Annotated in this window: 17 protein-coding genes, 1 pseudogene and 2 riboswitches; of the genes and pseudogenes, 9 read left to right on the top strand and 9 right to left on the bottom strand. The window is 69.1% G+C overall.

The genetic code is table 11. The features are described 5' to 3' along the window. The first annotated feature begins 135 nt into the window (after positions 1 to 135). Positions 136 to 639: an ATP-binding protein gene (locus IM697_RS36005; protein WP_194040359.1), complete on the top strand. Its 504-nt coding sequence runs from the start codon at positions 136 to 138 to the stop codon at positions 637 to 639. 135 nt (positions 640 to 774) lie between these two features. On the opposite strand, the pseudogene IM697_RS46115 reads toward IM697_RS36005, so the two are convergent. After that, positions 775 to 840: pseudogene (locus IM697_RS46115) on the bottom strand (hypothetical protein); the annotation flags it as partial. Between the two features lie 267 nt (positions 841 to 1,107). Here IM697_RS46115 and IM697_RS35995 point away from each other — a divergent pair. Further along, positions 1,108 to 2,304, top strand: a complete 1,197-nt coding sequence (locus IM697_RS35995) for a YncE family protein (RefSeq protein WP_194050020.1) — start codon at positions 1,108 to 1,110, stop codon at positions 2,302 to 2,304. A 65-nt stretch (positions 2,305 to 2,369) separates the two neighbouring features. Here IM697_RS35995 and IM697_RS35990 read toward each other — a convergent pair whose 3' ends face one another. Continuing rightward, a complete protein-coding gene (locus IM697_RS35990; protein ID WP_194040357.1) occupies positions 2,370 to 3,005 on the bottom strand; it encodes a GNAT family N-acetyltransferase in 636 nt (211 codons plus the stop codon). A 66-nt stretch (positions 3,006 to 3,071) separates the two neighbouring features. Here IM697_RS35990 and IM697_RS35985 point away from each other — a divergent pair, with 66 nt between their 5' ends. Next, a complete protein-coding gene (locus IM697_RS35985; protein WP_194040355.1) occupies positions 3,072 to 3,986 on the top strand; it encodes a helix-turn-helix domain-containing protein in 915 nt (304 codons plus the stop codon). 76 nt (positions 3,987 to 4,062) lie between these two features. Beyond that, positions 4,063 to 4,281, top strand: a complete 219-nt coding sequence (locus IM697_RS35980) for an EF-hand domain-containing protein (protein WP_194040353.1) — start codon at positions 4,063 to 4,065, stop codon at positions 4,279 to 4,281. A gap of 46 nt (positions 4,282 to 4,327) precedes the next feature. Here the strand turns inward: IM697_RS35980 and IM697_RS35975 are convergent, their stop codons facing one another. From IM697_RS35975 to gcvT, 7 genes are all read right to left on the bottom strand, one after another. Next, on the bottom strand, positions 4,328 to 4,885 hold the full coding sequence (locus IM697_RS35975) for a glycoside hydrolase family 25 protein (protein ID WP_194040351.1): 558 nt from the start codon (positions 4,883 to 4,885) through the stop codon (positions 4,328 to 4,330). 330 nt (positions 4,886 to 5,215) lie between these two features. Beyond that, positions 5,216 to 6,115, bottom strand: coding sequence for a nucleotidyl transferase AbiEii/AbiGii toxin family protein (locus IM697_RS35970; RefSeq protein ID WP_194040348.1), 900 nt, complete (start codon positions 6,113 to 6,115; stop codon positions 5,216 to 5,218). Next, positions 6,115 to 6,729 carry a type IV toxin-antitoxin system AbiEi family antitoxin domain-containing protein gene (locus IM697_RS35965; protein ID WP_194040346.1) on the bottom strand — a complete coding sequence of 205 codons (615 nt, stop codon included), beginning with the start codon at positions 6,727 to 6,729 and terminating at the stop codon, positions 6,115 to 6,117. Before IM697_RS35965 ends, IM697_RS35970 begins: the two co-directional genes overlap by 1 nt. A gap of 183 nt (positions 6,730 to 6,912) precedes the next feature. After that, positions 6,913 to 8,280, bottom strand: a complete 1,368-nt coding sequence (locus tag IM697_RS35960) for an L-serine ammonia-lyase (protein ID WP_194040344.1) — start codon at positions 8,278 to 8,280, stop codon at positions 6,913 to 6,915. Positions 8,281 to 8,371: 91 nt separating this feature from the next. Further along, a complete protein-coding gene (gene glyA, locus IM697_RS35955) occupies positions 8,372 to 9,643 on the bottom strand; it encodes a serine hydroxymethyltransferase (protein WP_228045089.1) in 1,272 nt (423 codons plus the stop codon). A 38-nt stretch (positions 9,644 to 9,681) separates the two neighbouring features. Next, the gene (gene gcvH / locus IM697_RS35950) at positions 9,682 to 10,059 is read right to left on the bottom strand and encodes a glycine cleavage system protein GcvH (RefSeq protein ID WP_194040343.1); all 378 of its coding nucleotides are present in this window, start codon (positions 10,057 to 10,059) and stop codon (positions 9,682 to 9,684) included. 171 nt (positions 10,060 to 10,230) lie between these two features. Continuing rightward, positions 10,231 to 11,349 (bottom strand): glycine cleavage system aminomethyltransferase GcvT, encoded by a 1,119-nt coding sequence (gcvT, locus tag IM697_RS35945; RefSeq protein ID WP_194040341.1) that lies wholly within the window; start codon positions 11,347 to 11,349, stop codon positions 10,231 to 10,233. Positions 11,350 to 11,387: 38 nt separating this feature from the next. Further along, positions 11,388 to 11,520: riboswitch (glycine riboswitch) on the bottom strand. After that, a riboswitch (glycine riboswitch) is annotated at positions 11,521 to 11,624 on the bottom strand. It lies immediately after the preceding riboswitch. Between the two features lie 170 nt (positions 11,625 to 11,794). On the opposite strand from gcvT, the gene IM697_RS35940 reads away from it, so the two are divergent. The 5 genes from IM697_RS35940 to IM697_RS35920 all read left to right on the top strand — a co-directional run bounded on the left by IM697_RS35940 (position 11,795) and on the right by IM697_RS35920 (position 18,282). Continuing rightward, positions 11,795 to 12,469 carry an AAA family ATPase gene (locus IM697_RS35940; RefSeq protein ID WP_194040339.1) on the top strand — a complete coding sequence of 225 codons (675 nt, stop codon included), beginning with the start codon at positions 11,795 to 11,797 and terminating at the stop codon, positions 12,467 to 12,469. A gap of 934 nt (positions 12,470 to 13,403) precedes the next feature. Further along, on the top strand, positions 13,404 to 14,195 hold the full coding sequence (locus tag IM697_RS35935; protein ID WP_194040337.1) for an enhanced serine sensitivity protein SseB: 792 nt from the start codon (positions 13,404 to 13,406) through the stop codon (positions 14,193 to 14,195). Positions 14,196 to 14,292: 97 nt separating this feature from the next. Further along, positions 14,293 to 15,093: an enhanced serine sensitivity protein SseB C-terminal domain-containing protein gene (locus IM697_RS35930; RefSeq protein WP_194040335.1), complete on the top strand. Its 801-nt coding sequence runs from the start codon at positions 14,293 to 14,295 to the stop codon at positions 15,091 to 15,093. 362 nt (positions 15,094 to 15,455) lie between these two features. Further along, positions 15,456 to 16,454: an ABC transporter permease gene (locus IM697_RS35925; RefSeq protein ID WP_194040333.1), complete on the top strand. Its 999-nt coding sequence runs from the start codon at positions 15,456 to 15,458 to the stop codon at positions 16,452 to 16,454. Between the two features lie 76 nt (positions 16,455 to 16,530). After that, entirely contained in the window at positions 16,531 to 18,282 is a 1,752-nt protein-coding gene (locus IM697_RS35920; RefSeq protein WP_194040331.1) for an ABC transporter substrate-binding protein, read from the top strand. The last annotated feature ends 23 nt before the right edge of the window (positions 18,283 to 18,305 follow it).

The following is an 18,305-nucleotide window of genomic DNA, read 5'->3' as shown; positions in this document are numbered from 1 at the left end:
CAGGCCAGACGGGCTGTGAAGGCCTCCGAACTGCCGGTGTCATATGCCAGTCGGATGATCCGGAATGAGGTCTTCCGGGGGGTGTATTCCTCCGGAACGGCCCCGGGGGGCGCCACGGGCGGCCATGATGGGGGCATGGCGGGGCTGGAGGGTGTCGAACACCCGCGGGGAAACGGCCGTGCGACTGCGGCACGCTGGTCGCCGGCGGTCGAGGACGAAGCTGCATCAAAGGCGCTGGAACTGTTCGGCAATCCCACGGAGGCCGAGGTTCCGCTCCCGTCCCGCCCCGAGTCCGCCGCTACGGCGCGCCGACTGGCCCAGGTGGTCGTTCTGCGCCAGTGGGGCCTCACCCCCAAGATGGCGGAGGACGCGGTCCTGCTCGTCTCGGAACTGGTCGGCAACGCCGTCCGCCACACCGGCGCCCGCGTCTTCGGCCTCCGCATGCGCCGCCGCCGGGGCTGGATCCGCATCGAGGTCCGCGACCCGTCCCGCGGCCTGCCCTGCCTGATGCCGGTCCAGGAGATGGACGTCAGCGGCCGGGGCCTGTTCCTCGTCGACAAACTCTCCGACCGCTGGGGCGTGGATCTGCTGCCGCGTGGCAAGACGACCTGGTTCGAGATGAGGGTGGCGGACCGCTAGGGGTTGTGGTGGGCGATCGTCTCCTGCTCGACGTACTCGGAGAGACCGGCCATGCCGTACTCGCGCCCCGTCGAAGCCGATGGGCGAACCATTGAGGGTGACCGTTCCGGTGCGGAGCCGACGGGCAACGGCCATGGCCCTGTCGGTGCTTGACGACCAGACACCTCCGGACAGGCCGTACGACGAGTCGTAGGCGATCACGGCCAGGACGGGAGTGACGCAGAGGCGGGCTCCCCGGCGCGGACGGGTCGCCGACCTTCAGGGACTCCACCATCTCCTTCGGCGCCGCGACGACCTCGTCGTAACGGCTTCATCAACGGGCTCGGCGATTCCCAGGCCGGCGACGGCGACCCGTAGTCGCCGCTTATCGGGTAAATAGCGTGATTTTCGGCGTAATGCTCATTAAATGGTGCGGTGATCTTTGGTGACCGCCGCGCCCCCACCCGCGCCGTACCGGAAGAACTGCCGATGAATCGCCCCCACCGCACGCACCGCACCCTCCTCGCCGCCCTCCCTCTCCTCGCCCTCGCCGCCTGCGGCACCGAGTCCGCCAAGGGCAGGGACCGCCACCACCCCGAATCACCCCACGGCACCCAGGCCGCCGTGCCCGCCCCGGCGAAGGAGCAGACCGTCCGGGGCCTCCCCGGCATGCCCCCCGTCCTGGACCCGAAGGACGTCTACGCCGCCGACCGCCCCAACAAGCTCTCCCCGGTCGTCAAGGACTTCCCCTCCCGCGTCTACGTCCCCAACACCGAGTCGGACACCGTCTCCGTCATCGACCCCAAGACCTACAAGATCATCGACACCATCGCCGTCGGCCGCCAGCCCCAGCACGTCGTCCCGTCCTGGGATCTGAAGACCCTCTGGGTCAACAACAACCGCGGCCACACCCTCACCCCCATCGACCCCAGGACCGGCAAGGCGGGCAAGGAGGTGAAGGTCCACGACCCCTACAACCTCTACTTCACCCCCAACGGCAAGTACGCCGTCGTCATGGCCTCCCTCGACCGCGAACTCGTCTTCCGCGACCCCCACACCATGAAGCGCCTCAAGACCGAGCCGGTCACCTGCTACGGCGTCAACCACGCCGACTTCTCGCTCGACGGCCGCTACTTCATCGTCTCCTGCGAGTTCAGCGGTGAACTCCTCAAGGTCGACACCGAGAAGATGAAGGTCGTCGGCCAGCAGAAACTCCCCTTCGACGGCGCCATGCCGCAGGACGTCAAGGTCTCCCCGGACGGCAAGAAGTTCTACATCGCCGACATGATGGCCGACGGCATGTGGGTGCTGGACGGCGACAAGTTCGACACCCCGAAGCTGCTGCCCACCGGCAAGGGCTGCCACGGCCTCTACGTCAGCCGCGACTCCCGCGAGATGTACGTCTCCAACCGCGGCGAAGGCAGCGTCTCCGTCTTCGACTTCACCCGCGACAAGCTCACCAAGAAGTGGCACCTCCCCGACGGCGGCAGCCCCGACATGGGCGGCGTCTCCGCCGACGGCAAGGTCCTGTGGCTCTCGGGACGCTATGACTCCGAGGTGTACGCCATCGACACCCGCACCGGTGAGGAACTCGCCCGCATCGAGGTCGGCGAGGGCCCGCACGGTCTCGCCGTCTACCCGCAGCCGGGCCGCTACTCCCTCGGCCACACCGGCATCTTCCGCTAGCCGACGAAAGGTTGCCCCCGGTCATCGGACACGCCGCCGAACGGGTGAAGATGCCCGGCGCACGTCTACGTGCCGTGCAGCAGCATTTCCGCGCCCACCGGCCGATAGCCGGCCGCCAGGAACGCCCGCACACTGCGGGCGTTCCCCGGCGCCACCTGCGCCCACAGCGGCTCGGTCACGAGATGCCGGGCCGTGGTCACCAGCAGCCGCCCCAGCCCCCGCCGCCGTACGGACTCGTCCACCTCCACCGACACCTCCAGCCGCCCGGCGACCCCGCGCCCCATCACCAGCACACCGCCCTCCACCGCCCAGGCGCGCACCTCGTCGCGCCGCCCTTGGGCGTAGCCGATCCGGGGATGGCATGCGTCCGCGATCTCCTTCAGGGCGAGCGGCGGCTCACCCGGGAGCGGGGTGCCGACCAGGACCGAGTCGATGGTCTCGGTCGTACGTCCCGTCCGCTCCATCAAGGCCGCCAGGAACCGTGGGTTCATCGTCGCGGCGAGGGCGTCGCAGTCCGCCGCGCGCAGGGTGTCGTACACCCACCGCGGATCCTCGTCCGTGAAGACGACCGAGTGCGCGGTGAAGGCGACGACGCCCGCGCTCCGGGGAGACGGCTGGGGCACGACCGTCGTACGGCCGTCCGGCGGTGGGAAGACACCCCGTGCCGCCGCGTCCAGGATGTCCCGCAAGGTCTCCGTCACGGCCGCCACCCCGCCATCCTCGCGCTCCTTGAGTCTCCACCCACTGGAAGGCCCACACTCGCAGACATGATCGAAGACGGCACCGGACTTCTCACCATCGGCGAGCTGGCCCGGGTCACCGGACTCACCGTCCGGACCATCCGCTACTGGTCCGACGAGGGCGTCCTGCACCCGGTGACCCGCTCGTCGGGCGGCTATCGCCTCTACGACGCCGAGTCCGTCGCCCGCCTGGAGCTGATCCGCACCCTGCGCGAGCTGGGTCTGGGCCTGGCCGACGTACGCGAGGTGATCAGCGGCGAGAAGGACGTGGCGTCGGTCGCGGCCGCGCACGTCGCCGCGCTGGACGCCCAGATCCGTTCCTTGAAGGTGACCCGTGCGGTGCTGTCGACCGTGGCGCGACGCGGCTCGACCGCTGAGGAGATGACGCTGATGAACAGACTCGCCCGACTGTCGGCAGCCGAACGGCGACGGATCCTGGAGGAATTCGTGGACGAGATGTTCCACGGCCTGGACACGGCGGATCCCGTGATCCGCGACCGGATGCGGGAGATGGCCGTGGATCTGCCCGACGAGGCGACGGCCGAGCAGGTGGACGCCTGGGTGGAGCTGGCCGAGCTGCTCCAGGACCCCCGGTTCCGGGCGCGGATGCGGCAGGTGGCCGAGTTCAACGCGGCCGACCGAGGAGCCGGGACGCCTGCCGGGGCGTCGATGTGGTTCTCCCGCAAGCTGGTGCAGCTGGCCGCCGAGGCACGAGGACAGGGCATCGCGCCGGAGTCGCCCGAGGCCGGGCGGATCCTGCGGGACCTGCTCGGCGACGCCGACCCGGCCGCCGTACTCGCACGCCTGAAGTCCACGGTGAGCGACGAGGTCGCCCGCTATCGGGAGTTGGTGTCGGTCGTGAAGGGCCGCGGGCCCGAGGCGACCTACCGTGCGGAGTTCGCGTGGGTGGTCGCCGCGTTGGAGGCACGCGTGGCCGGTTAATCTGACCGTCGTCAGCAAAAACGTCAAGGCACGACATCAACGTGCGACGAAGAGTACGACGAAAAGGGGCGGATCGGTGGCGCAGATCGACATCGAGGAAGCACGCAAGCAGTTCGAGCGCATCGATGCGGACGGTGACGGCACCATCACCGCAGCCGAGTTCAAGTCCGCCCTGGCTCAGGGCGGCGACTGGAACGTGACCGAGTCCGTCGCCGAGGCGATCATCAAGAGCCGTGACCTCAACGGCGACAAGCTGCTGTCGTTCGACGAGTTCTGGGCCTTCCTGAGCAAGTGACGCCCCTGGAAGGGGCGCCCTCCCCAGCGGGAAGGGCGCCCCTTCGTCATGCGTTCTCGGCCCATTCCCGCAGGGCGGCCTTGCTGGAGAAATCCGCCACGTTCTTGTCCAGCGGGTTGTCCGTGTACTGGTGGAAGCGCCACTTGGCCTGGATGCGGGGCTTGCCCGCCGTGACGTAGTCGGCGATCCAGAGGCCGTCGCCGGCGTAGGACGTGGTGTCCACGTTCAGCCAGTAGTTCCGGTTGCAGTAGAGGATGACCGGGTTGTTCGGCCGCTTCTCCTTCACCTTCCGGATGAACAGGTCCTTCTGCGCGTTGCTCGCGTGCGTCCCCTCGCTCGTTGTCTCCCAGTCGACGGCGAGGATGTCGCCCGCCTTCTCGGGGGCCTTGCTGACGAAGTACTCGGCCTGGGCGGAGATGTTGCCTGGCCACAGGAAGTGGTAGAAGCCGACGACCAGGCCGGCGTCGCGGGCGCGTTTCGTCTGGGCGGCGAGTTTGGGGTTGATGTAGGAGCGGCCCTCCGTCGCCTTGATGAAGACGAAGGACAGGCCATCGGTGCCGTAGGACGACGACTGGTACGCGCTGACATCGATGCCGCGGATCATGGGGGGACTCCCTGAAGTGCCGGTGGGGGGAGAGGAGTTGGATTGGGTGTATGCCCCACCGTGCCACTGCTGACGCGTACCTGATGCGGAATTGTCAGCACTCGATGATGTTGACCGCCAGCCCGCCCCGCGCCGTCTCCTTGTACTTGACCTACCTGTGGACAGCTGTTGATCATGGGGTTGACTGACCTGCAGTTTTGGCATGCTTGGTCGCTTGCGGGATTGGCAGTTGATGCTCGGGCGGCATGCGATGGCTTCGGTGAACCCCGCACTCGCACTACGTAGGTTCCGGGTTCGCCCCGAAGGCCTGGTCGGTCGGCCAGGTCTGGTTCATGACCACGTGAGGGTCGCCGCACTCCAAGTGAGGGTGACGGCGTCGCCGTTGAGAAGTGTGTCTGCGAAGGCAGTGACCTGCCGGACGACGTCCGTGAAGCGTTCGGGGTAGCTCGTTGCGGCGGTGCCTTGTCGGTGGCGCCAGGCGGCGTACGAGGTCTGGCGCCGCTCACCGAGGTCGGTGATGGTGGTGCTGAGGGGTTTCAGGGCGATGCCGCGGTGTGTGGCGGTGGCGGTCAGCGCTGTGGTGAGTTCCTGGCCATCCAGGTCGTTGAGGGTGAGCAGGCGGTAGAGGTCGCCGTAATCGCGGTCGCGGGTGTTGAGGTCGCCGAGTGACATGGCGGTGGAGAGTTTTTCGGCCATGACGGTGGCGAGTGGGTAGCCGAGGATCTGGAAGCTGCCCGTCGTGAGTTGCTGCGGGTAGTCGATGATCCTGGGGCCGGGGGTGACGGGGTCGCCGAAGCTGATATCGAGTTGGAGCTTGAGTCGTGCTCGGGCGATGGAGGCGGCCATGGACAGGCGCAGACCGTGGTATTCGTCCTCCTCACGAATGGGGACGGTCTTGAGCGTCGCGGGATCGAATGCGACGCCGTCGTCGATCTCTGTGGCGGCGATGGCCGCGACCCTGCGGATGATCTCGGTTTCGGTGCCTGGGAACGAGCGGCCGAGGATGTCGATGTCGCGAGTCATTCGACGTGCGCCGAACTGGGCGAGCAGCAGGCCACCCTTGAGGACGAAGTGTTCCCGGCCGAGGGGCGATGTCGCCAGGCGGTAGAGGAACCGTTCGAGGACGTACTCGACCATGACCTCGTCCGTGGACCGGCTGTTGCGGCGGGCCAGCTTGCGCAGGTCGTTGTAGACGCGGCCGGTGGTGGTGTCGCGGGTGGGGTTGGCCATCAGGCGAGCACTGCTTCTACGGCGGGGCGGATGACGGAGAGAGCGTCCAACTCGCGTGCGATGTGCTGTAGTTCGCCGACCCCGCCGCGTCCGCTTCGGCGCAGGTAGCGGCCGAGCGCGGAGAGGGCGAGGGTCTCGCCGATGCGGCTGCGGTGGCGCATTGCGTCGACGACGCTGCGGGCCGCGTTGTACACGGGGATGCTCTCTCCCGGGGCCGCTTCGAACCGTTCGACGCCGAGGCCGAAGGTCTTTGCGGCGTACTGCGCCACCACGGTCGGCGGGTAGGAAATCGTCGGGCGGCGTGTACCGCGCGGCACGGCGATGTGTACTGCTGCGGGGATGTCGTCGATCAGCTCATGCAGGGCCAGGGCGGATTCACCGCATACGACGGCGCGAGGGGCCCGTGCGCACACGGCTAGCAGATCCGCGTGCGCGGTCTCCGGGGCGTCTGCCCGCCGGTACACCCCACGGGACAGTTCGTCTATCTCCGATTCCGTGACCAAGTGCGCCAGATCGCGAGGGGAGAGCAGGGCCTGACGTGCCTGCGCCGTCGTGAATGTGGGGGAGAGGCGGGCCAGCCGCTGTTCCAGGCGCGAGTTCTCCGCAGCGTCCATGTATCGAATGATACCCCTCGCGTCAGCTCAGGGGATCGATTTAATACATCCAGCGATGGGTGATCGGTGTATCCGGCGTTGATCACGTACCGCGAACCCGCAGGTCAAGAACCCCTTCCGAGTAAGAAGGGAAGGCCCCGACAGCACTGAAAGACACGAACGTGCTGGTCAGGGCCTGTTCTCTCAGCACTCGATGATGTTGACCGCCAGCCCGCCCCGCGCCGTCTCCTTGTACTTGACCGACATGTCGGCGCCGGTGTCCTTCATGGTCTTGATGACCTTGTCCAGGGACACCTTGTGCGAGCCGTCGCCGCGCATCGCCATCCGGGCCGCCGTGACCGCCTTCACCGCGGCCATGCCGTTGCGTTCGATGCAGGGGATCTGGACGAGGCCGCCGACCGGGTCGCAGGTCAGGCCGAGGTTGTGCTCCATGCCGATCTCCGCGGCGTTCTCGACCTGCTCCGGGGAGCCGCCGAGCACCTCTGCCAGCGCGCCCGCCGCCATCGAGCAGGCCGAGCCGACCTCGCCCTGGCAGCCGACCTCGGCGCCGGAGATGGACGCGTTCTCCTTGAAGAGCATGCCGATGGCGCCGGCGGCGAGGAGGAAGCGGACGACGCCGTCCTCGTCGGCGCCCGGTACGAAGTTGATGTAGTAGTGCAGGACGGCGGGGATGATGCCGGCCGCGCCGTTCGTGGGGGCGGTGACGACCCGGCCGCCCGCCGCGTTCTCCTCGTTCACCGCCATCGCGTAGAGCGTGATCCACTCCATGGCGAGCGCCTTAGGGTCGCCCTCGGAGCGCAGCTTGCGGGCCGTGTTCGAGGCCCGGCGGCGGACCTTGAGGCCGCCCGGCAGGATGCCCTCGCGCGACATGCCCCGGGTCACGCACTCCCGCATCACCCGCCAGATCTCCAGCAGGCCCGTGCGGATCTCGTCCTCGGTGCGCCAGGCCCGCTCGTTCTCCAGCATCAGCGCGGAGATCGACAGGCCGGTCTCCCGCGTGAGGCGCAGCAGCTCGTCGCCGGTGCGGAAGGGGTACTTCAGGACCGTGTCGTCGAGCTTGATGCGGTCCGCGCCGACCGCGTCCTCGTCGACGACGAAGCCGCCGCCCACCGAGTAGTACGTCTTGGACGTCAGCTCGGCGCCGGAGGCGTCGTACGCCCACAGCGTCATGCCGTTCGCGTGGTACGGCAGTGCCTTACGACGGTGCAGCACGAGGTCCTTGTCGAAATCGAAGGGGATCTCGTGGTCGCCGAGGAGCCTGAGCCGGCCCTCCGACCTGATCCTCTCCACCCGCTCGTCGGCGGTCTCCACGTCCACCGTGCGCGGGGAATCGCCCTCCAGGCCGAGCAGCACCGCCTTGGGGGTGCCGTGGCCATGGCCGGTCGCGCCGAGCGAGCCGTACAGCTCGGAGCGTATCGACGCGACGGAGGGCAGCACGCCCTCGTTGCGCAGCCGGCGGGCGAACATGCCCGCCGCGCGCATCGGGCCCACCGTGTGGGAGCTTGACGGGCCGATGCCGATCGAGAACAGGTCGAAGACCGAGATGGCCACGGGGACTCCTCAATACGGGGTGGTGCGAAAGGTTTCCGCGGGGTGCCCCGCCGCTCACCGACCAGTGTGCGGGACACCCCACAAAAAGGAACTACTTGTTCAGACCGGGGTACAGCGGGTGCTTGTCGGCCAGTGCCTTGACCCGGGCCCTGAGCGCGTCCGCGTCGTAGGACGGCTTCAGCGTCTCGGCGATGACGTCCGCGACCTCGGCGAAGTCCTCGGCCGTGAAGCCGCGGGTGGCCAGGGCGGGGGTGCCGATGCGCAGGCCCGACGTCACCATCGGCGGACGCGGGTCGTTGGGGACGGCGTTGCGGTTGACCGTGATGCCGACCTCGTGCAGCCGGTCCTCGGCCTGCTGTCCGTCCAGCTCGGAGGCGCGCAGGTCGACCAGGATCAGATGCACGTCCGTGCCGCCGGACAGCACGTTCACCCCGGCCGCACGGGCATCGGCCGCCGTCAGCCGCTCGGCGAGGATCCTGGCGCCCTCGACCGTACGGCGCTGGCGCTCCTTGAACTCCTGCGACGCGGCGACCTTGAAGGACACCGCCTTGGCCGCGATCACATGCTCCAGCGGGCCGCCCTGGAAACCGGGGAAGACCGAGGAGTTCAGCTTCTTCGCGAAGTCCTTCCTCGCGAGGATGATGCCGCCGCGCGGCCCGCCCAGGGTCTTGTGGGTGGTGGAGGTGACGACGTCCGCGTACTCGACCGGGTTCGGGTGCAGCCCCGCCGCGACCAGCCCCGCGAAGTGCGCCATGTCCACCCACAGATACGCCCCGACCTCGTCGGCGATCCGCCGGAACGCGGCGAAGTCGAGCTGCCGCGGGTACGCCGACCACCCGGCGATGATCACCTTCGGCCGGTGCTCCTTGGCCAGACGCTCGACCTCGGCCATGTCCACGAGACCGGAGTCGTCCACGTGGTACGGGACGACCTTGAACTGCTTGCCGGAGAAGTTCAGCCGCATCCCGTGGGTGAGGTGGCCGCCGTGCGCCAGGTCCAGGCCGAGGATGGTGTCGCCGGGCTGGGCGAGGGCGAACAGGGCGGCCTGGTTGGCGGAGGCGCCGGAGTGCGGTTGCACATTCGCGTACTCCGCGCCGAACAGCTCCTTGGCCCGGTCGATGGCGATCTGCTCGGCGACGTCGACGTGCTCGCAGCCACCGTAGTAACGGCGGCCGGGGTAGCCCTCGGCGTACTTGTTGGTGGCGACCGAGCCCTGCGCCTCCATGACCGCGACCGGCGCGAAGTTCTCGGAGGCGATCATCTCCAGGGTCGACTGCTGACGCTCCAGCTCGGCGTCGAGCGCGGCGGCCACCGCCGGATCGAGCTCGTGCAGGGGCGTGTTCAGAAGGGACTTGTCGGACATGGGAGAAGACATGGGGGAAGACATGCGGATACGACTCCTCAGCCGGCGGTGTGGGCCACGTACTCGTCGGCGGAGAGCAGGTCGGCCGGCTCCTCCGCGACGCGCACCTTGAACAGCCAGCCACCCTCGAAGGGGGCGGAGTTCACCAGCGCCGGGTCGTTCACCACGTCCTCGTTGATCTCGGTGACCTCGCCGGTGACCGGGGAGTACAGGTCGGACACCGACTTCGTCGACTCCAGCTCGCCGCAGGTCTCACCCGCGGTCACGGTCGAGCCGACCTCGGGGAGCTGGGCGTAGACGACATCGCCGAGCGCGTTCGCCGCGAACTCCGTGATGCCGACCGTCGAGACGCCGTCCTCGGCGGTCGACAGCCACTCGTGCTCCTTGCTGTAGCGAAGCTGCTGGGGGTTGCTCATGGCCTGAATTCTCCTGTACGCGCGGGAGTGGTGGGAAAGGGGGACTGCTCGATATGTATCGATATGTATCGATGCAGGTGGGAACGATGCAGGTGTGATCGGCGCGTGTGTGATCGGCGGGGGATGTGCGCGGGGCCACGCACGCACCGCTGTCAGTCTCTTCTTCTGGCGCTACTTCTGCCGCTTGTAGAACGGCAGCGCCACGACCTCGTACGGCTCGTGGCTGCCGCGGATGTCCACACCGACGCCCGCCGTGCCCGGCGCCGAGTGCGCGGCGTCGACGTACGCCATGGCGATGGGCTTGCCCAGGGTGGGGGAGGGGGCGCCGGAGGTGACCTCGCCGACGACCTCGCCGCCGGCGACGACCGGGTACCCGGCGCGCGGGACGCGACGCCCCTCGGCGATCAGGCCGACCAGGACGCGCGGCGGGTTCCGATCGGCGCGGTCGGCGGCCTCGGCCAGCGCCTCGCGCCCGACGAAGTCGCCCTCCTTCTCGAACTTCACCACCCGGCCGAGCCCGGCGTCGAAGGGGGTCAGGGAGGTCGACAGCTCATGGCCGTACAGCGGCATGCCCGCCTCCAGGCGCAGCGTGTCCCGGCAGGACAGCCCGCAGGGGACCAGGCCGACGCCCTCGCCCGCCTTGGTCAGCGCCTGCCACAGCTCGACGGCGTGCTCCGGCTTCACGAACAGCTCGAAGCCGTCCTCGCCGGTGTAGCCCGTGCGGGCGATGAGCGCGGGGACTCCGGCGACGGTGCCGGGCAGGCCGGCGTAGTACTTCAGGCCGTCGAGGTCGGCGTCGGTGAGGGACTTCAGGATGCCGGGGGACTCGGGGCCCTGGACGGCGAGCAGCGCGTACGCGTTCCGGTCGTCACGCACCTCGGCGTCGAAGCCGGCGGAACGGTCCACCAGCGCGTCCAGCACCACCTGGGCGTTGGAGGCGTTGGCCACGACCATGTACTCGGTCTCGGCCAGCCGGTAGACGATCAGGTCGTCCAGGATGCCGCCGTCGGCCTGGCAGATCATGGTGTAGCGGGCGCGGCCGACGCCGACGGAGGCGATGTTGCCGACCAGGGCGTGGTTCAGCAGGGCCGCGGCCTGCGGGCCGGTGACGGTGATCTCGCCCATGTGGGAGAGATCGAAGAGCCCGGCCTTCGTCCGCACGGCGTTGTGCTCGTCGCGCTCGGAGCCGTAGCGCAGGGGCATGTCCCAGCCGGCGAAGTCGGTCATCGTCGCGCCGAGCGAGCGATGCAGGGCATCGAGCGCGGTGTGACGGAGTGGGGTACTGCTCATCGGACGGTCGTCTCCCAAGGCAGGACGGGCGAGGTCGTTCCTCCCCATCTGTCATCGGAACCTGAGAGGTTCGCCACGACCGCCACAGGGACGATCACGGCTTGCACCTTGGGTGGGGCCACGCCTCGCCTGTCGTCCAGGGCGAGGGGGCGGCCCGCTTTTCAGATGTGCCTCGCCCGCGCGGTAACGGGGCCTGAGAGATTCAAGGGAGGGACTTGCTCCTTCGGCGTCCCAGCGCTGCACTGCACTGCTGGGAACTCTCCCGCGCGGATTCAAACGGCCGGTATGCAGTTGGCGCGGACATCATTGCATGCCTGGACCGCCCCGCGGCAGGGCATGTCTGTAACCGGCTTGTGGCAGGAAGCGAACGAAAAAGCGAGAGATCCTCTATTACCTTCTCTTTACGCTCAGTGGGGATGGGGAATCCTGACCCCGGAGGAGGACGATGACGGTGAACCGCACCACGGCGTACGCCACGACCTCGGGCATCGCGCTGCCCAAGCAGCCCGCGGCCCCCGGTGTCGAAGCCCGCGCCCAGTGCCCCGCGCCCGTGGTCCGCGATCTGCGCGAGCGCTCCGGCCACAGTCCGCACGCGCTGCTCTTCGCCCCCGAGGACCTCGTCGTGATCACCGGCCTGCCCGGCAGCGGCAAGTCCACCCTGATGAGGCGGGCGGTGAAGGGCATCCGCATCGACTCCCAGGACACCCGGGACCGCTGGGACGCCCGTATGTCCGGCTTCCTGCCCTACGCGATCTACCGTCCCCTGGTCCGCCTCGCCCACTACGCCGGGCTGCGCCGCGCGCTGCGCTCCGGCGAGGGCGTCGTCGTGCACGACTGCGGCACCCAGGCCTGGGTACGCGCCTGGCTGGCCCGCGAGGCCCGCCGCCGCGGCGGCACGCTGCATCTGCTGCTGCTCGACGTGACCCCGGACACGGCCCTGGAGGGCCAGCGCGAGCGCGGCCGGGGCGTCTCGCGCTACGCCTTCCTGCGCCACCGCAGGGCCGCCGGCCACCTGCTGCGCTCGGTGGAGAAGGGCCATCTGCCCCGGGGCTGCGACTCCGCGGTGCTGCTGGACCGGGAGGCGGCGAACGTCCTGCGCCGGATCGGCTTCGCAGGCTGACCGCCCGCGGCCCGTGCGCTCCCGACCTCCCGTGCCGACGCCATGCGGCGCTGCCGGACGATACGGCGCCCAGCCCACCACATGCCGTGATCGACCGGCCGCGGGGACGCGCCGACTGGCCGCGGGGACGCGCTGATCGGTCGCAGGGACGCGCCGACCGGCCGCAGGGACGCGCCGACCGACCGCAGGCACGTGCCGACTGGCCGCAGGCACGTGCCTTCCGGCCGCACGCGCGGTCGGACTGTCGTTGTGCGCGGTGCGACCGCCGCAGGCAAGCGCTGACCGCCGTAGGTAGGCGCCGACTGGCCGCAGGGACGTGCCGACCGGCCGCAGGGACGCGCCGACTGGTCGCAGGCACGCGGCGACCGGCTGCATGCGCGGTCGGACTGTCGTTGTGCGCGGTGCGACCGCCGCATGCACGCGCCGACCGGCGTAGGCACGTGCCGACCGCCGCAGGCAAGCGCTGACCGCCGACGGCACCTGCCGACTGGTCGCGGGGACGGGCTGACCGGCCGCGGGGACGCGCCGACTGGTCGCAGGCACGCGGCGACCGGCTGCATGCGTGGTCGGACTGTCGTTGTGCGCGGTGCGACCGCCGCAGGCAAGCGCTGACCGCCGTAGGTAGGCGCCGACTGGCCGCAGGGACGCTGACCGGCCGCAGGCACGTGCCGACCGGCCGCAGGCACGTGCCGACCGACCGCAGGCACGCGCCGACCGACCGCAGGCACGCGCCGACCGACCGCAGGCACGTGCCGGCGGCCGCACGCACGCGCCGACCGCCGCACGCACGTTCCGACCAGCCGCACGCACGCGGCCACGCGCGCGGTCGGACTGTCGTCGCGTGCGCGGTGTGACCGTCCCTGGTCCGGACCGGCCGGACACCCGATAGCCTTCTGAGCCTCAGACGTGGTTCACAGCAGGCGGTCAGACACAGATGGACTTCCCAGCGGATCTCCCCGCGGACTTCCCGGCCCCGGCCCACCTCCATCCGCACGGCGGTTGGCCCGGCAACGAACTGGAGGAGGTGCTCTCGGCCTCCCTCGGCATGCCCTCGGCGGGCGGCCGGATCCTCGAGGTGCTGGGCCGCAGCTTCGTCTGGGTGCCCCTGCCGGGCGGCGGCGGTCCGCACAGCGGCCCGCTGGACCTGCCGACGGTGGAGATCGAGGGCCAGGGATACGTCCCGGTGTTCAGCTCCGAGGAACAGTTCCGCCAGGTCGTCGGCTCCCACATGGCGTACACCGTCGCCCCGGCCGTGGAGTTCGCCCGCGGACTGCCCCCGCAGGTCGGCATCGCCCTGAACCCGGACGGCGTGGTCGGCGTCCCCCTCCCGCCGGCGGCGGTCGCCGAACTGTGCCGGGTGGGCCGTACGCCGCTGGACGGCCTCACCTCCGGGGGCCGCGTCAAGCTCTACGAGCCCGACTGGCAGGAGGACCCGGTCGACTTCCTCGCGGCGGCGTCGGCCGAGTTCGCGGGGACCGGCGTGGTGGCGACGGCCCGCCGCTGCCTCGCGGCGATCGAGACGGCCACCCCGGTGATGTTCATAGGCGTGGAACTCTCCCACTGGGACGGCGACCTGCGAGCGGCCCCCATGGAGGCCCTCGCCCGGGCCCTCGGCCGTGCCCCGGTCCAGTGGCCGGTCAACCTGGTCCTGCTCGACGTGGCCCAGGATCCGGTGATCGACTGGATGCGGCAGCGGGTACGCCCTTTCTACCAGCGGGACTTCTGACGTCGCACGACCCGCGGCCCGCAGACCACATCAGGTCCCGAGCTCTCAACGCTTAAGCTTGTTGCGAAAACGGACTTCGCGAAGGGGCGGTTAAAAGGTGAGCGCGAGCGGCACCACCTCGACCGGACAGGTCGAGCACATGCTGCGCCAGGTGACGCCCGGGCGCTACGACGCCTACGAGGCCCTCCTGCGCGCCCTCGCCACCCCGAACAACGGCCAGGTCTGGATGCTGCTGTGGCACGGCCAGTCCGGCTCCCCGGACGCCCAGTACGGAAACATGGAGGTCGAGGGATACGGCTACGCGCCGTGCGTCACCTCCGCCCAGGAGCTGTCGGCCAGCGGCTGGAACCGCAGTTACGAGGTGGTCGACGGAGTCGACGTGGCCCGCACCCTCTACCCGGACCACTACGGCCTGTGGCTCAACCCGCACGCCCCGGGCGGCGGCGTCGGCATCCCCTGGCTCGACCTGCGCCGCATCGCCACCGGCCTGGACCGCCAGCCCGCCGGCCCGCTGCGGCTGTCGGAACCCGGCATCGAGATCCCGCAGTTCTACGCCCTGCTCGCACAGAACGCCCACCGCACCCCCGCCGTCCGCTCCCTGCGCCGCGCCTGGGTGCAGCCGGCCCTCGGCGCGCCGTATCTCGCGATCGGGCTCGACGTGTACGACACCAGCCCGCCGGCCGTGGACGCGGTGCGCTCGATGATGCTCCAGTCGATCGGCGCGGTCCCGGACGGGCTGCCGGTGTCGACCGTGGCGATGTCCGACGACGACGATCCGGTCGCGATGTGGATGCGTGCCGCCGCCCGTCCGTTCTACGACCGCGAGGCGCACGCCGTCGCCCCGGCACAGGCGCCGGCGGCCGGCTACGGCTACCCACCGCCACAGGGCCGTTACTGATCATTCATGGGCTGGCCTTCCGACCGGTCGCAGACCCGGCTGTCGTCAGCGCAAAGGGCCGTCAACTTCGGTTTCCCAGGCGAATCTCCGCGCGTAGATACGATCGGAAGGTCCCGGTCCGCCCTCATACGCCCCAACTGACGTCCGTCCGGCGGCCGTTATCCACTGTTCGGATAACGGAACCTCGCAGCCAGCATCACGGTTGCGCATACTTTCCTCGCCAGCTCTGGTAACAGATCGCCAAAGCGTTGAAGACTCCCGGCAAGACACGGACCGGTAGGTTCTGTGTGCGAGTTGGAGCAACCGCTACAGCGGCAGCCAGGGGGGCCGACAACCGTCGGCCGAGAGGGGTCAGACGCACCGTGACGGCACCGATCGAGACCACCGGATCGCAGGCCGACGCCCAGCCGGAGGTCGTGCTGAAGGGGGTCGAGTCCGAGAAGATCGAGGGCCGGTCACTCGGGCAGATCGCCTGGACCCGTTTCAAGCGCGACAGGGTCGCGGTGGCGGGCGGCATCGTTGTCGTGCTGCTCATCCTCGTGGCGGTCCTGTCCCGCCCGCTCCAGGCAGTGCTGGGGCTCGACCCCAACGCCTTTCACCAGGACCTGATCGACCCCAACACCTCTCTGCCCAAGGGTGACTTCGGTGGGATGAGCTGGGACCATCCGCTGGGTGTCGAGCCGAAGTTCGGCCGGGACATCCTCGCGCGCATCCTGGAGGGTTCCTGGGTCTCCCTGGTCGTCGCCTTCGGCGCGACGCTGCTGTCCGTCGCCATCGGCACGGTGATGGGCCTGGTCGCCGGCTACTACGGAGGACGGGTCGACACCGTCGTCAGCCGCCTCATGGACACCTTCCTCGCGTTCCCGCTGCTCCTCTTCGCCATCGCCATCTCCGCGACGCTCCAGGGCGGTGCCTTCGGCCTCGAAGGGCTGCCCCTGCACATCTCCGTGCTGATCTTCGTCATCGGCTTCTTCAACTGGCCGTACATGGGGCGCATCGTGCGCGGTCAGACCCTGGCGCTGCGGGAGCGCGAGTTCGTCGACGCCTCCCGGGGGATGGGCGCCGGCGGCCCGTACATCCTCTTCAAGGAACTCCTGCCCAACCTCGTCGCGCCGATCATCGTCTACGCGACGCTGCTCATCCCGACGAACATCCTCTTCGAAGCCTCGCTGAGCTTCCTCGGCGTGGGTATCCAGCCGCCCCAGGCGTCGTGGGGCGGAATGCTCAACCAGGCCGTCGACTTCTTCGAGGTCGACCCGCAGTACATGATCGTTCCCGGCCTCGCGATCTTCGTCACGGTGCTGGCCTTCAACCTGCTCGGTGACGGCCTCCGGGACGCACTCGACCCCCGCAGCCGCTGACGTCCGCGGTCGCCGCGCCCGGCCGCGACCCGACGTCCCACCCAAATGTCCACCTACGAAGGGGAATCCGACCATCATGCGAAGGTCAGCAATGGCCGCAGTGGCGGCCGCCAGCTGCGCCGGTCTGCTTCTGGCGGGCTGCAGCAAAGCCGACGACGGCAAAGAGACGTCCAAGGGCGCCGGCGCCAACGCCGCGACCAAGGGAGTCGTGAACGAGTCCACGCACAAGGGGGGCACGGTCACCTACGCGAGCTCCGATGCTCCCGAGTCCCTGGACCCGGGCAACATGTACTACGCCTACGGCTACAACTTCAGCCGCCTCTACGCGCGTCCGTTGATGACGTTCAAGCCCGGCCCCGGTGAGGCGGGCAACGAGCTCGTCCCGGACCTCGCCGAGAGCAAGGGCACGCCCAGCGACGGCGGCAAGACCTGGACGTACAAGATTCGCCAGGGCGTCAAGTACGAGGACGGGACCCCGGTCACCGCCAAGGACGTCAAGTACGCCGTGGAGCGCTCGAACTTCGCCCGTGACGTGCTCTCCCTCGGCCCCAACTACTTCCAGCAGCTGCTGGACGACCCGGACAAGTACCAGGGCCCCTACAAGGACAAGAGCGAAAAGGGCATCTCGTCCATCGAGACCCCGGACGACCACACGATCGTCTTCCACCTGAACAAGTCGTTCTCCGAGTTCGACTACCTGGTCAGCGCCCCGCAGACGGCCCCCGTGCCGCGGGCCAAGGACACGGGTGTGGACTACACCAAGAAGGTCGTCTCCTCCGGCTCGTACAAGTTCCAGAAGTACGAGGAGGGCAAGCAGATCGTCCTGGTGCGCAACCCCGAGTGGGACGCCAAGACGGACCCGCTGCGCAAGCAGTACCCGGACAAGATCGTGGTGAACCTCAAGGTCAACAAGGCCACGATCGACAAGGACGTGATGTCCGGGGCCACCATGATCGACATCCAGGGAACCGGTGTCGACGCGCAGACCCAGGCGCAGATCCTGAACGACAAGGCCGAGATGGCCAACACGGACAACGCGCTGGGCGGTCGCCTCATCTACACGGCGATCAACACCAAGGTGGCGCCGTTCGACAACGTCGAGTGCCGCAAGGCCGTCGAGTACGCGATCGACAAGACCGCCGTGCAGACGGCGATGGGCGGCCCGGTCCGCGGTGACATCGCCACCACCGTCCTGCCCACCGACGTCACGGGCTACGAGAAGTCCGACCTGTACGCCACCAAGGACAGCAAGGGCGACGTGGCCAAGGCCAAGGAGCACCTGAAGGCCTGTGGCAAGGAGGGCGGCTTCAAGACCTCGATCTCGGCCCGCAGCGACCGGCAGGGCGAGGTCGACGCGGCCACCGCGATCGTCGGCGCGCTGAAGAAGGTCGGCATCGACGCGAGCATCAAGCAGTACCCGTCCGGCAAGTACTTCTCCGACTACGCGGGCGTGCCCAAGTTCAACCAGAAGAACAACATCGGCCTGATCATGATGCAGTGGGGCGCCGACTGGCCCACCGGCTACGGCTTCCTGCAGCAGATCGCGCACGGCAAGGCCATCAGCCAGTCCGGCAACACCAACCTGTCCGAGCTGGACAACCCCGAGATCAACAAGCTGCTGGACGACGCGATCGGCAACACCGACGAGGCCGCTCGCACCAAGGCGTACACCGAGGTCGACCAGAAGATGATGGAACAGGCCGTCATCGTTCCGCTGACCTACTTCAAGGTCCTGCTGTACCGCTCGCCGCACGCCACCAACCTGGTGTCGTCGTCCGCCTGGAGCGGTCAGTACGACTACCTCAACGTCGGTACCGCCGAGAAGTAGCCCCGGAAGGCAGGTGAAGGCAT

This window comes from Streptomyces ferrugineus (genome assembly GCF_015160855.1).
Classification (GTDB): Bacteria; Actinomycetota; Actinomycetes; order Streptomycetales; family Streptomycetaceae; genus Streptomyces; species Streptomyces ferrugineus.
Note: the sequence above shows the minus strand (reverse complement) of the source record. Positions and strands in the feature narration are given on the sequence as shown.